This window comes from Nonomuraea sp. NPDC003727 (assembly GCF_053586935.1).
The window spans coordinates 277,048-292,645 of record NZ_JBSFNE010000013.1 but is presented as its reverse complement, the minus strand read 5'-3'; the positions used below and the strand labels follow the sequence as shown (position 1 = coordinate 292,645).

At 70.8% G+C, this 15,598-nt stretch carries 17 protein-coding genes and 1 pseudogene; 8 read left to right on the top strand and 10 right to left on the bottom strand.

Annotation, left to right across the window (positions count from 1 at the left end; translation table 11 throughout):
• Positions 1 to 128, bottom strand: a pseudogene (locus ACWDLG_RS31795) (cytochrome P450); the annotation flags it as partial.
• 171 nt (positions 129 to 299) lie between these two features.
• Complete coding sequence (locus ACWDLG_RS31790) at positions 300 to 635, bottom strand: hypothetical protein (protein ID WP_449927068.1); 336 nt, start codon at positions 633 to 635, stop codon at positions 300 to 302.
• Between ACWDLG_RS31790 and ACWDLG_RS31785 the strand changes: the two genes are divergently transcribed.
• Positions 634 to 1,173, top strand: a complete 540-nt coding sequence (locus ACWDLG_RS31785; protein ID WP_449927065.1) for a DUF4262 domain-containing protein — start codon at positions 634 to 636, stop codon at positions 1,171 to 1,173. The two genes, ACWDLG_RS31790 and ACWDLG_RS31785, sit on opposite strands and share 2 nt — an antisense overlap.
• Before the next feature lie 211 nt (positions 1,174 to 1,384).
• Here ACWDLG_RS31785 and ACWDLG_RS31780 read toward each other — a convergent pair whose 3' ends face one another.
• From ACWDLG_RS31780 to ACWDLG_RS31760, 5 genes are all read right to left on the bottom strand, one after another.
• Positions 1,385 to 2,248, bottom strand: coding sequence for a haloalkane dehalogenase (locus tag ACWDLG_RS31780; protein ID WP_449927062.1), 864 nt, complete (start codon positions 2,246 to 2,248; stop codon positions 1,385 to 1,387).
• A gap of 11 nt (positions 2,249 to 2,259) precedes the next feature.
• Positions 2,260 to 2,661: a pyridoxamine 5'-phosphate oxidase family protein gene (locus tag ACWDLG_RS31775; protein WP_449927059.1), complete on the bottom strand. Its 402-nt coding sequence runs from the start codon at positions 2,659 to 2,661 to the stop codon at positions 2,260 to 2,262.
• A complete protein-coding gene (locus ACWDLG_RS31770; protein WP_449927056.1) occupies positions 2,658 to 3,473 on the bottom strand; it encodes an NAD(P)H-binding protein in 816 nt (271 codons plus the stop codon). Before ACWDLG_RS31770 ends, ACWDLG_RS31775 begins: the two co-directional genes overlap by 4 nt.
• Positions 3,474 to 3,758: 285 nt before the next feature.
• Positions 3,759 to 4,391, bottom strand: a complete 633-nt coding sequence (locus tag ACWDLG_RS31765; protein ID WP_449927054.1) for a class F sortase — start codon at positions 4,389 to 4,391, stop codon at positions 3,759 to 3,761.
• A gap of 17 nt (positions 4,392 to 4,408) precedes the next feature.
• Complete coding sequence (locus ACWDLG_RS31760) at positions 4,409 to 5,083, bottom strand: DUF4142 domain-containing protein (protein ID WP_449927053.1); 675 nt, start codon at positions 5,081 to 5,083, stop codon at positions 4,409 to 4,411.
• A gap of 251 nt (positions 5,084 to 5,334) precedes the next feature.
• Here ACWDLG_RS31760 and ACWDLG_RS31755 point away from each other — a divergent pair, with 251 nt between their 5' ends.
• From ACWDLG_RS31755 to ACWDLG_RS31735, 5 genes are all read left to right on the top strand, one after another.
• On the top strand, positions 5,335 to 5,673 hold the full coding sequence (locus ACWDLG_RS31755; protein WP_449927051.1) for a hypothetical protein: 339 nt from the start codon (positions 5,335 to 5,337) through the stop codon (positions 5,671 to 5,673).
• A gap of 381 nt (positions 5,674 to 6,054) precedes the next feature.
• Entirely contained in the window at positions 6,055 to 6,462 is a 408-nt protein-coding gene (locus tag ACWDLG_RS31750; RefSeq protein WP_449927049.1) for a YciI family protein, read from the top strand.
• A 65-nt stretch (positions 6,463 to 6,527) separates the two neighbouring features.
• On the top strand, positions 6,528 to 7,673 hold the full coding sequence (locus tag ACWDLG_RS31745) for an RNA polymerase sigma factor (protein WP_449927047.1): 1,146 nt from the start codon (positions 6,528 to 6,530) through the stop codon (positions 7,671 to 7,673).
• Positions 7,674 to 7,776: 103 nt separating this feature from the next.
• Positions 7,777 to 8,718 (top strand): RNA polymerase sigma-70 factor, encoded by a 942-nt coding sequence (locus tag ACWDLG_RS31740; RefSeq protein WP_449927044.1) that lies wholly within the window; start codon positions 7,777 to 7,779, stop codon positions 8,716 to 8,718.
• A 94-nt stretch (positions 8,719 to 8,812) separates the two neighbouring features.
• Positions 8,813 to 10,009 (top strand): NAD(P)/FAD-dependent oxidoreductase, encoded by a 1,197-nt coding sequence (locus tag ACWDLG_RS31735; RefSeq protein WP_449927042.1) that lies wholly within the window; start codon positions 8,813 to 8,815, stop codon positions 10,007 to 10,009.
• A 111-nt stretch (positions 10,010 to 10,120) separates the two neighbouring features.
• On the opposite strand, the gene ACWDLG_RS31730 is transcribed toward ACWDLG_RS31735, so the two are convergent.
• On the bottom strand, positions 10,121 to 10,936 hold the full coding sequence (locus tag ACWDLG_RS31730) for a phosphotransferase family protein (protein WP_449927039.1): 816 nt from the start codon (positions 10,934 to 10,936) through the stop codon (positions 10,121 to 10,123).
• 172 nt (positions 10,937 to 11,108) lie between these two features.
• The gene (locus ACWDLG_RS31725) at positions 11,109 to 11,615 is read right to left on the bottom strand and encodes a MarR family winged helix-turn-helix transcriptional regulator (protein WP_354918835.1); all 507 of its coding nucleotides are present in this window, start codon (positions 11,613 to 11,615) and stop codon (positions 11,109 to 11,111) included.
• Between the two features lie 39 nt (positions 11,616 to 11,654).
• Here ACWDLG_RS31725 and ACWDLG_RS31720 point away from each other — a divergent pair, with 39 nt between their 5' ends.
• Together ACWDLG_RS31720 and ACWDLG_RS31715 are read left to right on the top strand one after the other, a co-directional pair.
• Positions 11,655 to 12,596, top strand: a complete 942-nt coding sequence (locus ACWDLG_RS31720) for an EamA family transporter (protein ID WP_449927088.1) — start codon at positions 11,655 to 11,657, stop codon at positions 12,594 to 12,596.
• Positions 12,597 to 12,669: 73 nt separating this feature from the next.
• Entirely contained in the window at positions 12,670 to 13,893 is a 1,224-nt protein-coding gene (locus ACWDLG_RS31715) for an MFS transporter (RefSeq protein WP_449927037.1), read from the top strand.
• A gap of 66 nt (positions 13,894 to 13,959) precedes the next feature.
• Here the strand turns inward: ACWDLG_RS31715 and ACWDLG_RS31710 are convergent, their stop codons facing one another.
• Positions 13,960 to 15,288 (bottom strand): MFS transporter, encoded by a 1,329-nt coding sequence (locus tag ACWDLG_RS31710; RefSeq protein WP_449927035.1) that lies wholly within the window; start codon positions 15,286 to 15,288, stop codon positions 13,960 to 13,962.
• Positions 15,289 to 15,598: the final 310 nt, after the last annotated feature.

Here is a 15,598-nt window from a genome sequence, read left to right as displayed (position 1 = left end):
TCGTGCCCGTCGGGGAAGGGGAAGCGGCTGATCGGACCGTGCTCGCGCGCCTCGATCAGCTCCTTGGGCGGGTCGAAGGGACAGCCGGGCTGACGCGAGGTCGGCAGCGTTGTGACGGTGTGTTCCATGGCGTCCACCATCCCCGACCGCCCTGATACCGGGCCGTTGCCGTGCTGACACGGCGCTGACACGACACCGCATCAGACCTGATCGCCGCCGGCGGATGCTACGGCGACCCCTGTTCGCCGGTTTCGGGGTTGAGGGCGGGCGGACATGACCGGACTTCGCTGCCCTTGGCATCACGTCAGGGCGCACGCTGATCGGACGAGCAACGTGCACTCGCCCCGGACGCCGATCCCGACCGGTTCGGCGCCGCGCTCGTCGACGTCGAACGGCGCCTCGCCGGCCGCATCGACGATCTGACGGCGCGGCGCGACACGCTGCACCGGCTCGCCAACGGCGTTCGGGCCGTGCCACCCGACCGCGCCCGCGCGATCTGGGACCGGCTTCCCGGTCTCGGTGTCACCACGGAGGACATGACGATGCGCCGAGAGTCCCTGGTGCACTGTCTCGCCCAGATCGAGGGCGGACTGGTGGCCGCCCTCTTCACTGACATCCCGTACGCTCACGCCCATGCCTGTCGATCTGACCGCATGCCACTGTGTCCTCTGCAACGACCCCGGCGAGCTGGATCGTCGTGCTCAGCTGACGATCGAGAAGGTTCAGGAGCACGGCTGGCAAGTCGTGATGATTCCCCATGACGAGCACGGGCCAGGTTGGGCCTTCACCATCGGGCTGTGGCACCACTACCGCTCACCCGAGTTGGCCATGTTCGGCCTGGACATCCACGACATGCAGACCTGCCTCAACGCCCTCGGCGACAAGGTGGCCGCCGGCCTGACGCTGGAGGCTGGTCAAGAGTGGCACGACATCGTCGACCGGCACCCCGTCGCTCTCAAGGCAGTCGACCATCGCTGGCATCGAGCCTTCTTCGGCACGGCGATCGACTTCTACCAGCGGCCGCCCTTCCCGTTCCTCCAGGTCGTATGGCCTGCCCCGGATGGCACCTTCCCCTGGCAGCCGGAGGGGGACGACCGCTGCCGCGACCACCAGCCCCACCTGTGGTTGAGACCCGACGAACACCTTCCCGGCGTATGGACGCAAGACCTGTGAGCACGCGAGCCGCACCACCGACGCTTGAGGTGCCCTGCCCGGCGATCGGACACGTCGTAGGCGGCCTTCGTCCCAAGCTGCCAGGTGTCGGCGGGTCCCAGGGGTTCGGCGCCGTGCCGGTCAGGCTCCCCGCAGCCCAGCTCACGATGGCGCAGCCCTCATGAGACAGCCCAGGCCGGGGAGATCCGGACCTGGGCGTTGATCCTGTCCGTCAGGGAGCCAGGCCGTGGGCATCCATCCAGGACCGGATCGCCGACGCGATGGCCTCGGGCTGGTCCTCGGGCGTGTGGTGTCCGGCGATCGCGTCGTGCCCGGCGATCTCCAGGTTCGCCATGGTGGCCGCGCACCAGTCGAGGAGCGCGGGGCCCATCATGGTGCCAGGACCGGGCCGGAAGGTGATCAGCAGCTTCGGCACCTCGACGCTGGTGGCCAGCCACCTGTCGTAGGCCTCGACCCTGGCCACGACGTCCTCCGGCTCGCCGCCCAGAGGCATCGAACGCGGCCATCGCAGCAGCGGCAGGCGGCTTTCCCTGGTCGGGTACGGCCGGCCGTACACCTCGAGGTCCTCCGGTGACATCGCGGTGGCCATCGTGCCGGGGAGGCCCTGGAGGAGGAAGGCGTTGTCGTCGAGGATCATCTTCTCTCCCACGCCGCCGGTCTTGATGGCCCGGAACAGCTCGCGGCCGCCCTCGGGGAACTCTTCCCAGGTCATCGGCTTGACGATGGTCTCGGTGAAGGCGATGCCGCTGACCCGGCCCGGGTGGCGTGCGGCCCAGTCGAAAGCCAGCGCGCCGCCCCAGTCGTGGCCCACCAGGACCACGTCGTCCAGCGCGAGGGCGTCGAACCAGGCTTCCAGGTAGCGGGCGTGGTCGGCGAAGGTGTACTCGACGTCCGGCTTGCTGGACTCGCCCATGCCGATCAGGTCGGGGGCCAGCAGGCGTCCCGGTCCCATGGCGGGCAGGACATGGCGCCACAGGTGGGAGGAGGTCGGGTTGCCGTGCAGGAAGACGATCGGTCTCCCGGCGCCGGTCTCCCGATAGAACATTGTGGAGTCGAGGACTTGCTGGTTCGGCATCGTGCTTTCCTTCAGATGTTGAGTTGTGTCAGCCGGTGCACCGCGATCTCCAGGACGACCCTGCCGGGTGGAGCGGGTGGCGGCGAGAAGTAGCGTTCGGTGTAGCGGCGGACGGCCTCGGCCACCCGCGGCGGGTCGTCCGACACCGTGGCGGAGCCTTCGAGGGTGACCCAGCGGTAGCCGTCGACCTGGCAGAGCGCGGCCCGACCGCCGGGCCGGGCGAGCAGGTTGCGTGCCTTGCGCGTCGTCGCGACGGTCAGCACCCGGGCCAGGCCCGCGGCGGCGTCCCAGGTGAACCGGACGGCCACGACGTGCGGGGACCCGTCGGGACGCAACGTGGTGAGGGTCGCGACGTACGGCTCCGCCAGGAACGCGGCGACGCGCGGGCTCAGGGCGGCGGCCGGGGCGTTCATCGGAACGCCGCCACGTGGCGGGCCGCCCACTCGGCGAACGTGCGCGGCGCGCGACCCAGGATCCGCTCGACGTCCGGGCTGACCCGCCGCTCGGCCTCGGCCGGGTCGCCGAGGATGGCGAGCGTGCCCTCGACGACCGCCTCCGGCATGAACCGCAGCATCTGCGCCCGGGCCTCCTCGCGGGTCTGCTCCGCGAACCGCACCTTCGCGCCCAGCGCCGCGGCGATCGCCGAGGCGCGTTCCCGCGGGGTGACAGGCTCGGGTCCGGTCAACTCGTAGACACGACCGGCGTGCCCGGGCTCCCGCAGCACCACGGCCGCGACGTCGGCGATGTCGGCCGGGTCGATGGTGGGCAGTCCCACATCGGCGAAGGGGGCGGCGGCCGTGCGTTCGGCGCGGATCGGTTCGGCCCAGGCGAGGGCGTTGGAGTCGAACCCGGTCGGGCGCAGGATCGTCCACTCCAGCCCGGAGGCCCGGACCGCCTCCTCGAAGGTGACCGCATGGCGGTAGACCTGCGGCCTGGTCCCGGCGCCCTGGGAGGACAGCAGCACCACCCGGCGGATCCCGCCCGCCTTGGCCACTTCGAGGATCTCCTGCGGATCCTCGCCCGCCACCAGAAGGAACAACGCGTCGGCACCGGTGAAGGCCGCCTTCAGGCTCGCCGGGTCGGCCAGGTCGCCGGCGCTGTGCCGTACCCCTTCCGGCAGTGGCCCTGGGCGGCGGGACACCGCGGTCACCTGTTCGGCGGCGGCGGCGAGCGATCCGGTCAGCTCGCGTCCGACATTACCTGTGGCGCCAGTGACAACGATCATGGGAGGTCTCCGTGAGTGAGTTAGTTAGTTGGCTGACTGATTGGAACCGTAGCAGTCGCCGAAGGCAGGCGTCCACAGTTAGTCAGCCAACTTTTTCGGCGGCGATGTCCCCGCCGTCATGCCGCCCTTCGGGTTGGCGGCCTCGGTCATCGCCGGGGTGGGTTCGGTGGAGCCGCGCAGGTGCACGCCTCGTCGACAGCACGGGCTCGATGGGCCGGACCGCCCGCACCGCGGGATCACGTTCGGACGGGACCGCTTGGGTCTGCCTATTGACGTACGTGGTCTTCAGGCGGGCGAAGCGTAGATCACGAGATTGTCCCGGTAGTGGCCGGTTCGTCGGTCGAAAGGGCCCGCGCAGGTGATGAGTACCAGGCACGGCGGACCCGTGCGGGCGAAGACCTGTGCTGGAAGTTGCTCCTTGCGGTAGAAGCGGCGAGCGACGACGCGGTAGGAGCGGGAGCGTCCGTCGGCGGTACGCAGCAGCACCTGTTGTCCCAGCACCACTTGGGTCAACCGGAAGAAGGCCCCAGGACCTTGCCGGATGGAGTCGACATGTCCAGCGATCACTACGCGGCCCGCGCCGGATCCAGGACCGGCCCCGCCGCTCCACCAGCCCAGCACGCGCGCACTTGAGGGGACCCGCAAAGCCCCGTGCGCGTCCACACCGACCGGACGGATGTCCGCGCTGATCTGCAGGGCGGGAATGCGGAGGCGCACCGGCGGCGAACCTCCACCGCCGGCGCGCGAGCTGGACCCGGCCGCAGTCGGCGGAACGAGACCGGCCGCAGTTGACGGGACGAGACCGGCCGCGGTTGACGGGACGAGACCGGCGTTCAGTGATGAGGGTGCGGGGGTGAGGGCGCTGCCGAGCAGCACGGTGCCGCCGCAGCAGGCGAGCACCGTACCGAGCAGCGTCATCGTCGCACCCGCCTGCTTCAGCGCTGCCTCACGCGGGCACGCCTCCACACCACGATGCCGGTGAGGGCGAGCGCCAAACCGGCGGCGAGCACGCCGGCGCCGAGGCCCTGCTGTCGCATCGTCCCGGCGCCGGCCCGGCCGCCGTCGCCGGCTGGAACCGCCCGTGGTGCGCCCAGCGTCTTCTGCGCTTCGAGCAGCCGGTCCAGATGCCCTTGGATGACCGGTGTGCTGGATGAGGCGATCTCCTTGGCCTTCGCCGAGGTGCCTTCCCGTAGTTCCCGCTCGCCCAGCTGCAACGCCATCCGGTGTCCTTCGATCATCGCTTGCGTCCACGCCTGGTCGAAGGCGGCGCCGGACAGGGCTGCCAGCCGCTTGTGAGCGGCCCGCTGGTTCGCCGACGGTCGTGATGGCAGTGACACCCGCAAGGCGCGCGCGGTCTGCTTGAGCGCGGCATCGAGCCTGGTGTGGTCGGCGATGAGATCGGCTCCGATCGCCCGGACGACGTCGGCCTCGGCCTTCTCCTGCGCGGCGGTTCCGGCGGCGATCTCGGCGAGGTTTCCTTGGTGTGCCTGACGGAGAAAGAGTGTGTCCTGCTCGGGAACCTTGGCCGTCGCTGACGCCGCCAGGCCTGTGGCCAGGAGCAGCGTGGCGGCCGCGACTGCGACCGCTACGAACGGGACGCGCAGTGACATCCGAACCCCCCAACACCCGTTTTGTGGGCCTTCTGCCCGTTTTGTCTGTTCCCGGGGGTTCGGGGGCACATGTGGACCACGCCACATTCGGTGACATTTTGTGATTATCTGATTACTGATCGCATGCACGGTTTGTCCCTGCCGCGCCTCGGGCATGAGAGCCGTCCCGTTAGAAGATCGTGATCTTTTGTCGGTCACATCCGCTCGTTGTGACGGCTCATAGAAACGAACGGCACGTCCTGGACAAGAGCATGAGGGGAGAACGATGCGAAACCTGTGTGATGGCCTTTACGGCCGTCGCCCTGGTCTCGGCAGCTTCTGCCTGCGGAGGAGGTGCGGGCACCGCAGGCGATGCCGGCACCAAGCCCGTCGACAAGGCGGCCCTGATCGACGCCATGACGAATAAAGTGCCGGAGACCAAGGAGCTCCCGGCTTCGGCCCTCGACTGCATGGCCGGCGTGATGGTGAAGTACGGCGATCAGACCACCTTGCGGGACATCGTCGACGGCAAGCTGGACGTCAGCAACGACTTCAAGGCCTTCGGCGCCAAGGAGAAGCAGGTCCAAAGAGAAGTGAGCGATTGTGAATAGTGTCGTCCGGCGCTGAAAGGCTGAAGGCGCCGCCGCGCCTGATGGTCACCCGAACCTGAATCACTAGAGTCCCCTGAGCGGGGGCGCCCGGCAAGTCCCGCCCATAAATCACGATGAGACATGTCTGCGCCTCTTCTTGGGTTGCCCGGCCCTGCCGAGCCCGGGTCCGGCACCACCTCATGGAGGACGCCATCTGTCCGCGGCTCAATCGATCGCCCTCGTCGGCGGCGGCATGCGGTACGGGCGGCTCGGCAGGGCGGTGACGGGCAGAAGAAGGTTCTGGAAGTCTGTGTGCCGCTGGATGTCGAGAATGTGGTGTCGGCTTCGTCCCAGGGACACGAGTGGCCACGGTGGGCCGCGTGACGAAGAGGGAGAACCACCATGAAGTACCTGCTGCTGAAGCACTACCGAGGCGGCCCCACCCCCGCTGTCAACTGTGTGCCGATGGACCGATGGACGCCGGAGGAGGTCGACGCGCACGTGCAGTACATGAGCGACTTCGCGGCCCGCCTGGAGGAGACGGGTGAGTTCGTCGACGGACAGGCACTGGCGCCCGAGGGCGCGTTCGTGCGGTACGACGGCGAGGGGCGCCCACCGGTGACCGACGGACCGTTCGCCGAGACCAAGGACCTCATCGCCGGCTGGATGGTCATCGACGTGGAGTCCTGGGATCGCGCGGTCCAGCTGGCCGGGGAACTGTCCGCCGCTCCCGGGGCCGGCGGCGAGCCGATCCACGAGTGGCTCGAGGTCCGGCCGTTTCTCGCCGAGGCGCCCACGGTGACCGAGTGACCACGGACCAAGGACCGAGTGAGCAGAGACCGAGTGACCGAGTGAAAAAGTGAAAAAGTAAAAGAGTGAAAGAGTCGCTGCTGCGGGAGCTCGTGCCCGGGGTGATCGGTGTCCTCGTCCGGCGCGGAGCAGACTTCGCGTCGGCCGAGGACGCCGTGCAGGAGGCCCTGATCCGGGCGCTGGAAACCTGGCCGGACGATCCACCGCGCGATCCGAAGGCATGGCTCGTCGCGGTCGCGTGGCACAGGTTCCTCGACGCCGCCCGTGCCGAGGCGTCGCGGCGGGGGCGCGAACTGGCCGTGGAGGTCGAGCCGCCCGCCGGTCCGGTGCCCGCCACGGACGACACGCTGCGGCTCTACTTCCTGTGCGCGCACCCCACCCTGCCGCAGACCTCGGCCGTCGCCCTGACGCTACGCGCGGTCGGTGGCCTGACCACGCGGCAGATCGCGACGGCGTACCTCGTCCCCGAGGCGACCATGGCGCAGCGGATCAGCCGGGCCAAGCGGCGGATCGCGGGGCTGCCGCTCGACCAGCCCGGCGATCTGGGGACGGTGCTGCGCGTGCTCTACCTCGTCTTCAACGAGGGGTACAGCGGAAAGGTCGACCTGGCGGCCGAGGCGATCCGCCTCACCCGCCAGGTCGTCGCCTTGACCGACGAGCCCGAGGTCGCGGGGCTGCTCGCGCTCATGCTGCTGCACCATGCGCGCCGCGCGTCTCGCACCGGTCCGGGAGGTCGCCTGGTGCCGCTCGGTGAGCAGGACCGCTCGCGCTGGGACACCGGCCTGATCGCCGAGGGGGTGACGATTCTGCAGGCCGCGCTGGCCCGCGACCGGCTGGGCGAATACCAGGCGCAGGCCGCGATCGCCGCCCTGCACGCGGACGCCAGGACGGCAGCCGAGACGGACTGGGTGCAGATCGTGGAGTGGTACGACGAACTGCTGCTCCTCACCGGCAGCCCGGTGGTGCGGCTCAACCGCGCGGTGGCGGTCGGGGAGGCCGACGGTCCGCAGGCCGGCCTGGCGGCGCTGGCTGACGTGCGCCCCGACCTGCCGCGTTACGCCGCGGTGACGGCATACCTGCACGAACGCGCCGGGAACCTCGAGCACGCCGCCGAGCTGTATGCCGAGGCCTCCCGCGCCGCTACCAGCGTGCCGGAGCGCGACCACCTCACGCGGGAGGCGGCACGGGTGCGGCAACTGCTGCGTCCGTGAGCTTCGCCTGGGCGAGGCGACGTCCGCGAGGTCGGATGGCGTATCGAACGGCGAAGGGCCCCGTCGCCGCGGCGGTCGATGCCGCGCGGCCTAGGATCGGGCCATGCCCTTGACCGTGAACGACGTCGACCGGTTCGAGGCTTCCAGGCCGCGCCTGGAAGCCATCGCCTACCGTCTGCTCGGCTCCGCCGGGGAGGCGGAGGACGCCGTGCAGGAGACGTTCCTGCGCTGGCAGGCCGCCGACGTCGACCGTATCGAGGTCCCCGAGGCCTGGCTGACGAAGGCCCTCACCAACCTGTGCCTCAACCAGCTCACCTCCGCGCGGGCGCGCCGCGAGACCTACGTGGGCCAATGGCTTCCCGAGCCGCTGCTCGGCGGGGATTCGATGCTCGGCCCGGCCGAAACCGCCGAGCAGCGCGAATCGGTCTCGTACGCGGTCCTCACCCTCATGGAGCGCCTTTCCCCCAACGAGCGGGCGGTGTACGTGCTGCGGGAGGCCTTCGACTACCCGCACCGGGAGATCGCCGAGATCCTCGACGTCACCGAGGCCGCCAGCCAGCAGATCTTCCACCGTGCCAAGAAGCACGTCGCGGACGGCAAGGCCCGCACCGAGATCGACGAGGCCACCGCCCGGCGGATCGTCGAGGAGTTCCTGGCGGCCGCCACCAGCGGCCGGACCGAGCCGCTCGTGCGCCTGCTCACCGCGGACGCCGTCTCCGTCGGCGACGGCGGCGGGAAGGTCCCGGCCCGTGCGAAGGCGTTCGAGGGCGCAGTCGCGGTCGCGAGGTTCCTGTGGGGCCTTTTCAAACCCGGCAAGGCGAAGCGCGCCCTGGTCGGCGGCACATCCGAGATCTACGCCTGGACCGCCAACGGCGACCCCGCCGTCGTGGCCGTCGTGGGCGGCCGGGTCGTCGGCGTCATGTGTCTGGAGGTCACCGCCGAGGGCATCGCCGCATTCCGTCACCAGGTCAACCCCGACAAGCTCGAACGCGCGACCGCGCAGTGGGCGGCCACCGACCACGGGGAGCCCCTGTTCAGCGTCTGACCCGTCATGTGAGGTGTTTCACATCGCGTTCCTGTCAGGAAACGGCGGGCTGCCCGGTTCAAGGGGCGAACCCGCGTAGGACAGGAGCAAGGACATGCAGCACCGCATCGTCGTCCTCGGAGCCGGATACGCCGGAGCCGTCGCCGCCGGCCGCCTCGCCAAGCGGCTCCACCGCGAGGACGTGGCCATCACCCTCGTCAACGCCGAGCCCGACTTTGTCGAACGCGTCCGCATGCACCAGCTGGCGGCCGGCCAGGACCTCAGGCCCCGGCCGTTCAGCGAGATGTTCGCGGGCACCGGCGTCGAACTGAGGCTCGCGAAGGTCACCGGCGTCGACGTCGACCGCAAGACGGTCGCCGTCGTCGACGCGGACGGCGCCGGAGAGCTCGCCTACGACACGCTCGTCTACGCCCTCGGCAGCGGCTCGAACGCCCAGGACGTCCCTGGGACCGCCGAGCACGCCTATGAGATCGCCGGCCGTCCCGGAGCGCTCCGGCTGCGCGAGCGCCTGGCCCGCCTCGACGCCGGGCAGGCCGTGGTCGTCGTCGGCGGCGGTCTCACCGGCCTGGAGGCCGCCACCGAGATCGCCGAGGCCCGGCCGGACCTCGACGTCGCCCTCGTCGCCCGCGGCGGCCTCGGTGACTGGCTCTCGCCCAAGGGCCGCGAGCACCTGCGCAGAGTGTTCGGCAAGCTCAGGATCACCGCGCACGAGCACGCCGCCGTCACCGGCGTCGAAGCCGATCACGTCGCCACCGCCGACGGCAAGGTCATCCCGGCCGCGGTCACCGTGTGGACCACCGGCTTCGCGGTCCACCCGATCGCGCAGGCGACCGCCCTGGAGGTCACCGCCAGCGGCCAGATCGTGGTCGACGGGACGATGCGCTCGGTCTCGCACCCGGACGTCTACGCCGTGGGCGACGCGGCCATGGTGACGGGTCCCGGCGGCAAGCCGCTGCGGATGTCGTGCGCCTCGGGAACCCCGACCGCGTGGCAGGCCGCCGGCGCGATCGCGGCGCGGCTGACCGGCGGGAAGCTCCCGAACGTGCCGATCCGCTACTTCAACCAGTGCGTCTCGCTGGGCCGTCAGGAGGGCTTGATCCAGTACGTCACCGCCGACGACCGCGCCGTGCGGGCGGTCCTGACCGGACGGCTCGCCGCCGTCTACAAGGAGCTGATCTGCAAGAGCGCCGCATGGGCCGTCGCCAACCCGACGCTCCGGCTGCCGACCCGGCGCCGCCGCGTCACCCGGCAGCGGGCCGCGGCGGTCTCGGCCGTCGGGGAGACGGCGTAACCTTCGGTCCGGCCTCGCCGAGGGGCGGGCACAGGTTTCCCCTGTCTCGACGCCTGGGCGGACAGGCGGCGGCGCGGGCCGGCTCGCCTGTCCGAGCGGTCGTGCACCGCCTCACCCCATGGTTTCCAGCGTTCGGGTCGCCGCCGCGATCTGCCGATCCACCGGCTCGCCGTTCAGCAGCGCGGCGCCGACCCCCTCGACGGCGAAGGTCGCCGCCCACACGCGTGCCCTCCGGTACGTCTCGCCGTCGACGGCCGCCGCGACCGCCTCCCACCCGTGCCAGGCGAGGCAGGCGGCGTCGACCGCGGGGTCGAAGGGCGAGGCGAGGTCCCAGTCGAGGACGCCCACCACGGCGCCGTCCGGCCCCCAGTGCACGTTGTCGCCCGCCAGGTCGCCGTGGACGAGCCGGGCCGGCACCTGCCCCAGCCCGGCGGCGGCCTCGATCCTGCGCCGCGCCTCGCCGCGCACGTGACCCGGCAGCCTGGGCAGGACTTCCTCGAGGAGCAGTTCCTCCCAGCGCTCCCCTCCCGCGTAGGCGTGCGGGACGTCCAGCAGGTCCTCGACGGCGGTGACGTCGACGGCCGCGAGAGCTTCCAGGAGTCCGCGCAGCCGTACGGGATCGCCGCTGCCCTTGGGGTGCGCGGCGCCGCCGACCCAGCTCAGCGCCACGGCCGCGAGGCCGTCGACCGTCGTGACCGGACCGAGTGGCTCGGGCACGCGGAACGGGAGGCCGAGCGCGGCCAGGCGGGCCAGCAGCGCCGTACGCCTGGGCAGCTCGGCCGCGGCGCTCTCGTGGCGCGCCACCCGTACGGCCGCCACACCCGGCAGCAGCACGACGTCGTGGAACTGCCCGCCGGCCAGGACGGCGCCGTCCACGGGCGTCCCCGGCAGGACCGCCGCGGCGATCTCGATCAGCCGATCCTTCATGCGCCCGCGCCGCCGAGCCTGCCGTGCCGACAGCCGTTGTCCCGCATCCGCCCTCCCAGCCTTGCCGAAGAGTCGATCATGCAAGAAGTCGCCCAGCCGCGGCAAGGCGCGTCGCCCGGTGGGTCTCAGCCGGGACGGCCGGCGCCGTCGGCGTGCCACCCGATCCCGATCGCTAGTCCTCGGGCAGCGTCTGGCCCAGCTTGCGCAGCAGGTCGGTGAGGGTGCTTCGCTCCGAATCGGTCAGGCCGGAAAGCAGCTGGGTCTCGTGGCGCACGTGCGCCACGATGGCGTCGTCGATGACCTGCAGGCCCTGGTCGGTCAGCTTGACCAGCCGGCCGCGCGCGTCGTCCTCGGCGGCTCGGCGGGCGACCAGCCCGGCCCGCTCCAACCGGTCCACCCGCTTGGTGACGGCCCCGGAGGTGACCATGGTCGCCCCCCACAGCTCGCCGGCGGTCAGCTCGTACGGCTCGCCGGCGCGGCGCAGCGTGGCCAGCACGTCGAACTCCCCCCGGCCCAGGTCATAGCGGGCGAAGACGCGCAGCAGCCGCTCGTGGAAAGCCCAGTGCAGCCGGCTGATCCGCCCGATCACGTGCATCGGGCTGGGGTCGAGGTCAGGCCGCTCGCGGCGCCACTGCGCGACGATCCGATCCACGCCGTCAGGGTCGGTGGGCGTTGTCATGCCTTGACTATAGCTTCCCCGGAAAATAAATTATCTTCCATGGAAGATAAATGCCGCCGCAGCGGCCGGCCACTCCTCACCGCGGGTGTGACGGCGCTGGCACCGGCGATCTGGGGGAGCACCTACCTGGTGGCGACCGAGTGGTTGCCGCCGGACCGCCCGCTGCTGGCCGCCACCGTGCGGGCGCTTCCCGCGGGTCTCATCCTGATGGTCTTCGCCCGCACGCTGCCGACCGGGATCTGGCTGTGGCGCGCCCTGGTGCTCGGGACGCTCAACATCGGCGCGTTCAACTTCCTGCTGTTCGTCGCGGCCTACCACCTGCCAGGGGGTACAGCGGCGATGATCATGGCGGTGCAGCCGATGCTGGTCCTGGTCCTGGCGGCGCTCCTCATCGGGGACAGCATCCGGTACCAGCAGGTGGCAGCCTGCGTCCTGGGCGCAGGCGGCGTGGCGCTGCTGGTGTTCAAGGGAACGGCGGCAGCCGATGTCGTCGGTGTGGCGGCGGCCCTGGCCGGAGCGGCCTGCATGGCTGCCGGCATCACGCTGACCAAACTGTGGGGACGCCCGGCCGGGGTGGGGCTCCTTCCCTTCACCGGCTGGCAACTCGTCGCGGGCGGACTCGTGTTGTCGCCCTTCACGCTGGCCGTCGAAGGGCTGCCGACCACCATCAGCGGCACCAACATCATCGGGTTCGGCTATCTGATGTCCCTGGGCGCCGTCATCAGCTATGCGATCTGGTTCCGCGGGATCGAACGGTTGCCGGCCCCGGCGGTCTCCTTCCTCGCCCTGGTCAGCCCGATCGTCGCGACCCTCCTCGGATACCTGTTCCTCCGCCAGACGCTGTCGGTTCCGCAGCTGGCCGGAACCGTGGTGATCATCGCTGCCGTCCTGCTCGCGCAACCCTGGCCGGGCGACGCAGGGGGCGGCGCCCGCGTGTTTCCCCTGACAGCGACAACCCCGGTGGAAGGGAAGCGTTCATGACGGCGCGCGGGCGACATCCAGCGAAGAGATTTCGGGCGCCATCGCCGTTCATCCGGACAAACAGAGAGAAGCAATGACCACACAGACCACACACGATGAGCACCCGCACTCGGCCCTGAGGTCATGGCTGGGTGTCGCCGTCATCACGGCCAGCCTGTTCGTCTTCGTCACGACCGAGCTGATGCCCGTCGGCCTTCTTACTCCGGTGAGCGCAAGCCTGGGCATATCTGTGGGAATCGCCGGGCTGATGGTCACCTTGTACGGCATCTCGGCCGGGCTGGGCGTCCCGTTCATCGTGGCCTGGACCAGGCGGGTCAACCGGCGCGTCCTGCTGTCCGCGCTGCTGGCGGTACTGGTCCTGGGCAACCTGGTCACCGCCGTCTCGCCGAACTTTCCGCTGGTCTTGACGACGCGGCTGGTCATGGGATTCGCCAACGGGGTGTTCTGGGCCATCGGCGTGAGCATGGCGATGCGCCTCGTTCCGGGCCGCCACGCGAGCAGGGCGGCCGCGGTCGCGTTGTCCGGCATCTCGATCGCCACGGTGGTGGGCATCCCGCTGGGAACCTTCCTCGAGAGCCTCACCAGCTGGCGCACGACGTTTCTCATCTGGAGCGGCCTCGGCGCGCTGGTGTTCCTCGCGGTCGCTGCCGTCATTCCCTCGCTGCCGTCGGAGAACGCGGTCCCGGTCCGGGAGGTCTTCGGGCTCCCGCTCAAGAACACCCGGCTACGTGCGGTGATGTTCACCGTCGTGCTGTACGTGCTCGGCCACTTCGGGGCGTACACCTTTCTGCGCCCCTTCGTGGAGGACGGCTCAGCCGCCACGCCCGCCTTCATCACCGCACTGCTGGTGATCTATGGTGTCGGAGGCGCGGCCGGGAACTTCGTCGCCGGATACACCGCGACCAAGAATCTGAGGGCGAGCTTCGTCGTCGCCTGCGCGGGACTCGTGGCGTCCTTGCTGCTGTTGCTCACGATCGGTCACGTACAGGTCGGCCTGATCGTCTCGGTGGCCCTGTGGGGAGTCTCCTTCGGCGCCGTGAACCTGTGCCAGATCAACATGACGCTCGCCGCCGCGCCCGACACCTTCGAAGCGGCCATGTCACTCAACACCTTGGGATACAACACGGCCATCGCGCTCGGAGCGTTCTTCGGTGGGGTGTTCGCCGACAACGTGGGTGTCAGGAGTGCCTTCTGGTTCGGTGTGGCGCTGATGGCGGCTTCGCTGGCCGTCACCCTCGTCACTCGCCGGAAGACCTCGGCCGCCCTCCCCGAGGAGGTGATGGCCGCCGGTGGATGAGCCGGTCCCATGAGCGAGCGGGGCGCACGCCGCGACGGCGTGCGCCCAGGGGAGTGCGTTCCCCGGCTATGCGTCGCGGGAGGAGGCGGTCCGGCGGACGGCGAAGCCGGCCAGGAGGCACATGGCGCCGGCGACCGCCATGCCGGATGCAGGACCCAGCGCCGCCATCACCCCGGTGGCCGCCGCCAGGGTGAGTGTTTCCACGCTCATCCGCGCCGTGCTGAACAGTGCGGCGCCCGCACCTCCGCGCTGGGAGGGCACGTACGTCAGTGCCTGCCCGTCAGGGACGCCTTCGGTCAGGCCCAGACACAGTCCGATGACCCCGGCCGCGGCGAGAAGAGCGGCAGGATGGTCGGTGACCTGCAGGGCGAGCGCGGTGGCGGTGCAGGCCGACAGGGCGGTTGTCACCAGCGGCCGAGCCGCCCGGCGGGCGAGCCGTGCGGCGACAAGCGGCAGGACCGTGGACGGCACGGTCAGCAGGCTGAGCATGACCGCGGCCTCGCCTGGGCCCATGTCCCGGACAGCGGCGAGCTGCGGGAGCACGGTCAACCCCACCACCAGCATCCCCATGAAGGCACCCGTCGCCAGGGCGTACGCCCGGTAGGCGGGGATCCGCAACAGGTCCAGGGGGATCGCGGGATCGGACGCGCGCCGTTCCACGCGGACGAGCCCGGTGGCGGCGGCCGCCGCGACGAGGACGAGCGCGCCCGGCCCCCACCAGGGGACGCCGGTCCCCAGGCCCAGCCCGAGTGCGGTCACCGCGGCGGCGATGGTCAGCCCGAACAGGACGGCTCCGGCACGGTCGAAGTCGTCGGGCACCTCGGGGCTGCGAAGACCAGGAAGCCCGAGTGTGGTCAGGGCCGCGACGGCGGCGACGGCCGCCGGCGCGACGAAGACGAGGGGCCAGCCTCCGACGGCCGTGAGGGCCTGGGCGACGATCGGTCCCAGCGCCAGGCTGCTGCCCAGCACGGCGCCCGCGTAGCCGTACACCCGAGGACGCTCCTCCGGCGGGTAGACGGCCAGGACCATCGAGGATCCGCCGGCGGCGCACATGGCCGCCCCGACGCCGGCGACCGCGCGAAGGGCGACCAGAGACGGCAGGTCCGGGGCGAAGGCGGACAGGATCCCGGTGGCCGCGACGACGATGTTGCCGACGGCGAAGAACCGGGTGCGGGCGGTGCGATCCGCGCTCGCCCCCGCCAGCAGGAGGGCCGCGGCGAAGAGCCCGTTGTAGGCGAGGACGATCCACGGACCCAGGGCGTCCGCACCTGGGAGCCGCGCGCTCACATCGGGGGCGATCGCCGTCGCGCCGGTGATCGCGAGCGGGAAGACCGCGGTGGAGATGAGGTCGGCGACAAGGACACGCCGACGTTGACGAAGAGACAAGGCGAACACGGATGCGCTCCGGAACAAGGGAAGTCCGAGCGCCACGAAGGCGCTCCTGGCCACAGGGTCAGGAGCGACGGCGAGAACTGGGGTTTTGCGCCGTCGCTCTCAGCGACGGCGCACCTTGTCCGTTTTCGACACGGGCACACGCTAGCACCGACCTCGGGCCGAGCCACCCTCGTGCATCCGCCTACGAGACGGTGCCGTGCCGTCCTGGAGGGGGTGGCCGCCGCGCCACGGGCGCCGCCCGCCCTCTCCTCCCGTGTCCTAATTCGGTACTGGTACCGATATTCATACGGATATCTTGTCCGCCAGTTCG

Excerpts from the sequence above, each read along its gene's own strand:
- ACWDLG_RS31750 (WP_449927049.1), top strand. The coding sequence starts at position 6,055 with ATGAAGTACCTGCTGCTGAAGCACTACCGAGGCGGCCCCACCCCCGCT.
- ACWDLG_RS31785 (WP_449927065.1), top strand. The coding sequence starts at position 634 with ATGCCTGTCGATCTGACCGCATGCCACTGTGTCCTCTGCAACGACCCC.
- ACWDLG_RS31720 (WP_449927088.1), top strand. The coding sequence starts at position 11,655 with ATGGAAGATAAATGCCGCCGCAGCGGCCGGCCACTCCTCACCGCGGGT.
- ACWDLG_RS31755 (WP_449927051.1), top strand. The coding sequence starts at position 5,335 with ATGAGGGGAGAACGATGCGAAACCTGTGTGATGGCCTTTACGGCCGTC.
- ACWDLG_RS31735 (WP_449927042.1), top strand. The coding sequence starts at position 8,813 with ATGCAGCACCGCATCGTCGTCCTCGGAGCCGGATACGCCGGAGCCGTC.
- ACWDLG_RS31760 (WP_449927053.1), bottom strand. The coding sequence starts at position 5,083 with ATGTCACTGCGCGTCCCGTTCGTAGCGGTCGCAGTCGCGGCCGCCACG.
- ACWDLG_RS31780 (WP_449927062.1), bottom strand. The coding sequence starts at position 2,248 with ATGCCGAACCAGCAAGTCCTCGACTCCACAATGTTCTATCGGGAGACC.
- ACWDLG_RS31790 (WP_449927068.1), bottom strand. The coding sequence starts at position 635 with ATGGGCGTGAGCGTACGGGATGTCAGTGAAGAGGGCGGCCACCAGTCC.
- ACWDLG_RS31740 (WP_449927044.1), top strand. The coding sequence starts at position 7,777 with ATGCCCTTGACCGTGAACGACGTCGACCGGTTCGAGGCTTCCAGGCCG.
- ACWDLG_RS31765 (WP_449927054.1), bottom strand. The coding sequence starts at position 4,391 with ATGACGCTGCTCGGTACGGTGCTCGCCTGCTGCGGCGGCACCGTGCTG.
- ACWDLG_RS31725 (WP_354918835.1), bottom strand. The coding sequence starts at position 11,615 with ATGACAACGCCCACCGACCCTGACGGCGTGGATCGGATCGTCGCGCAG.
- ACWDLG_RS31770 (WP_449927056.1), bottom strand. The coding sequence starts at position 3,473 with ATGATCGTTGTCACTGGCGCCACAGGTAATGTCGGACGCGAGCTGACC.
- ACWDLG_RS31775 (WP_449927059.1), bottom strand. The coding sequence starts at position 2,661 with ATGAACGCCCCGGCCGCCGCCCTGAGCCCGCGCGTCGCCGCGTTCCTG.
- ACWDLG_RS31715 (WP_449927037.1), top strand. The coding sequence starts at position 12,670 with ATGACCACACAGACCACACACGATGAGCACCCGCACTCGGCCCTGAGG.
- ACWDLG_RS31730 (WP_449927039.1), bottom strand. The coding sequence starts at position 10,936 with ATGAAGGATCGGCTGATCGAGATCGCCGCGGCGGTCCTGCCGGGGACG.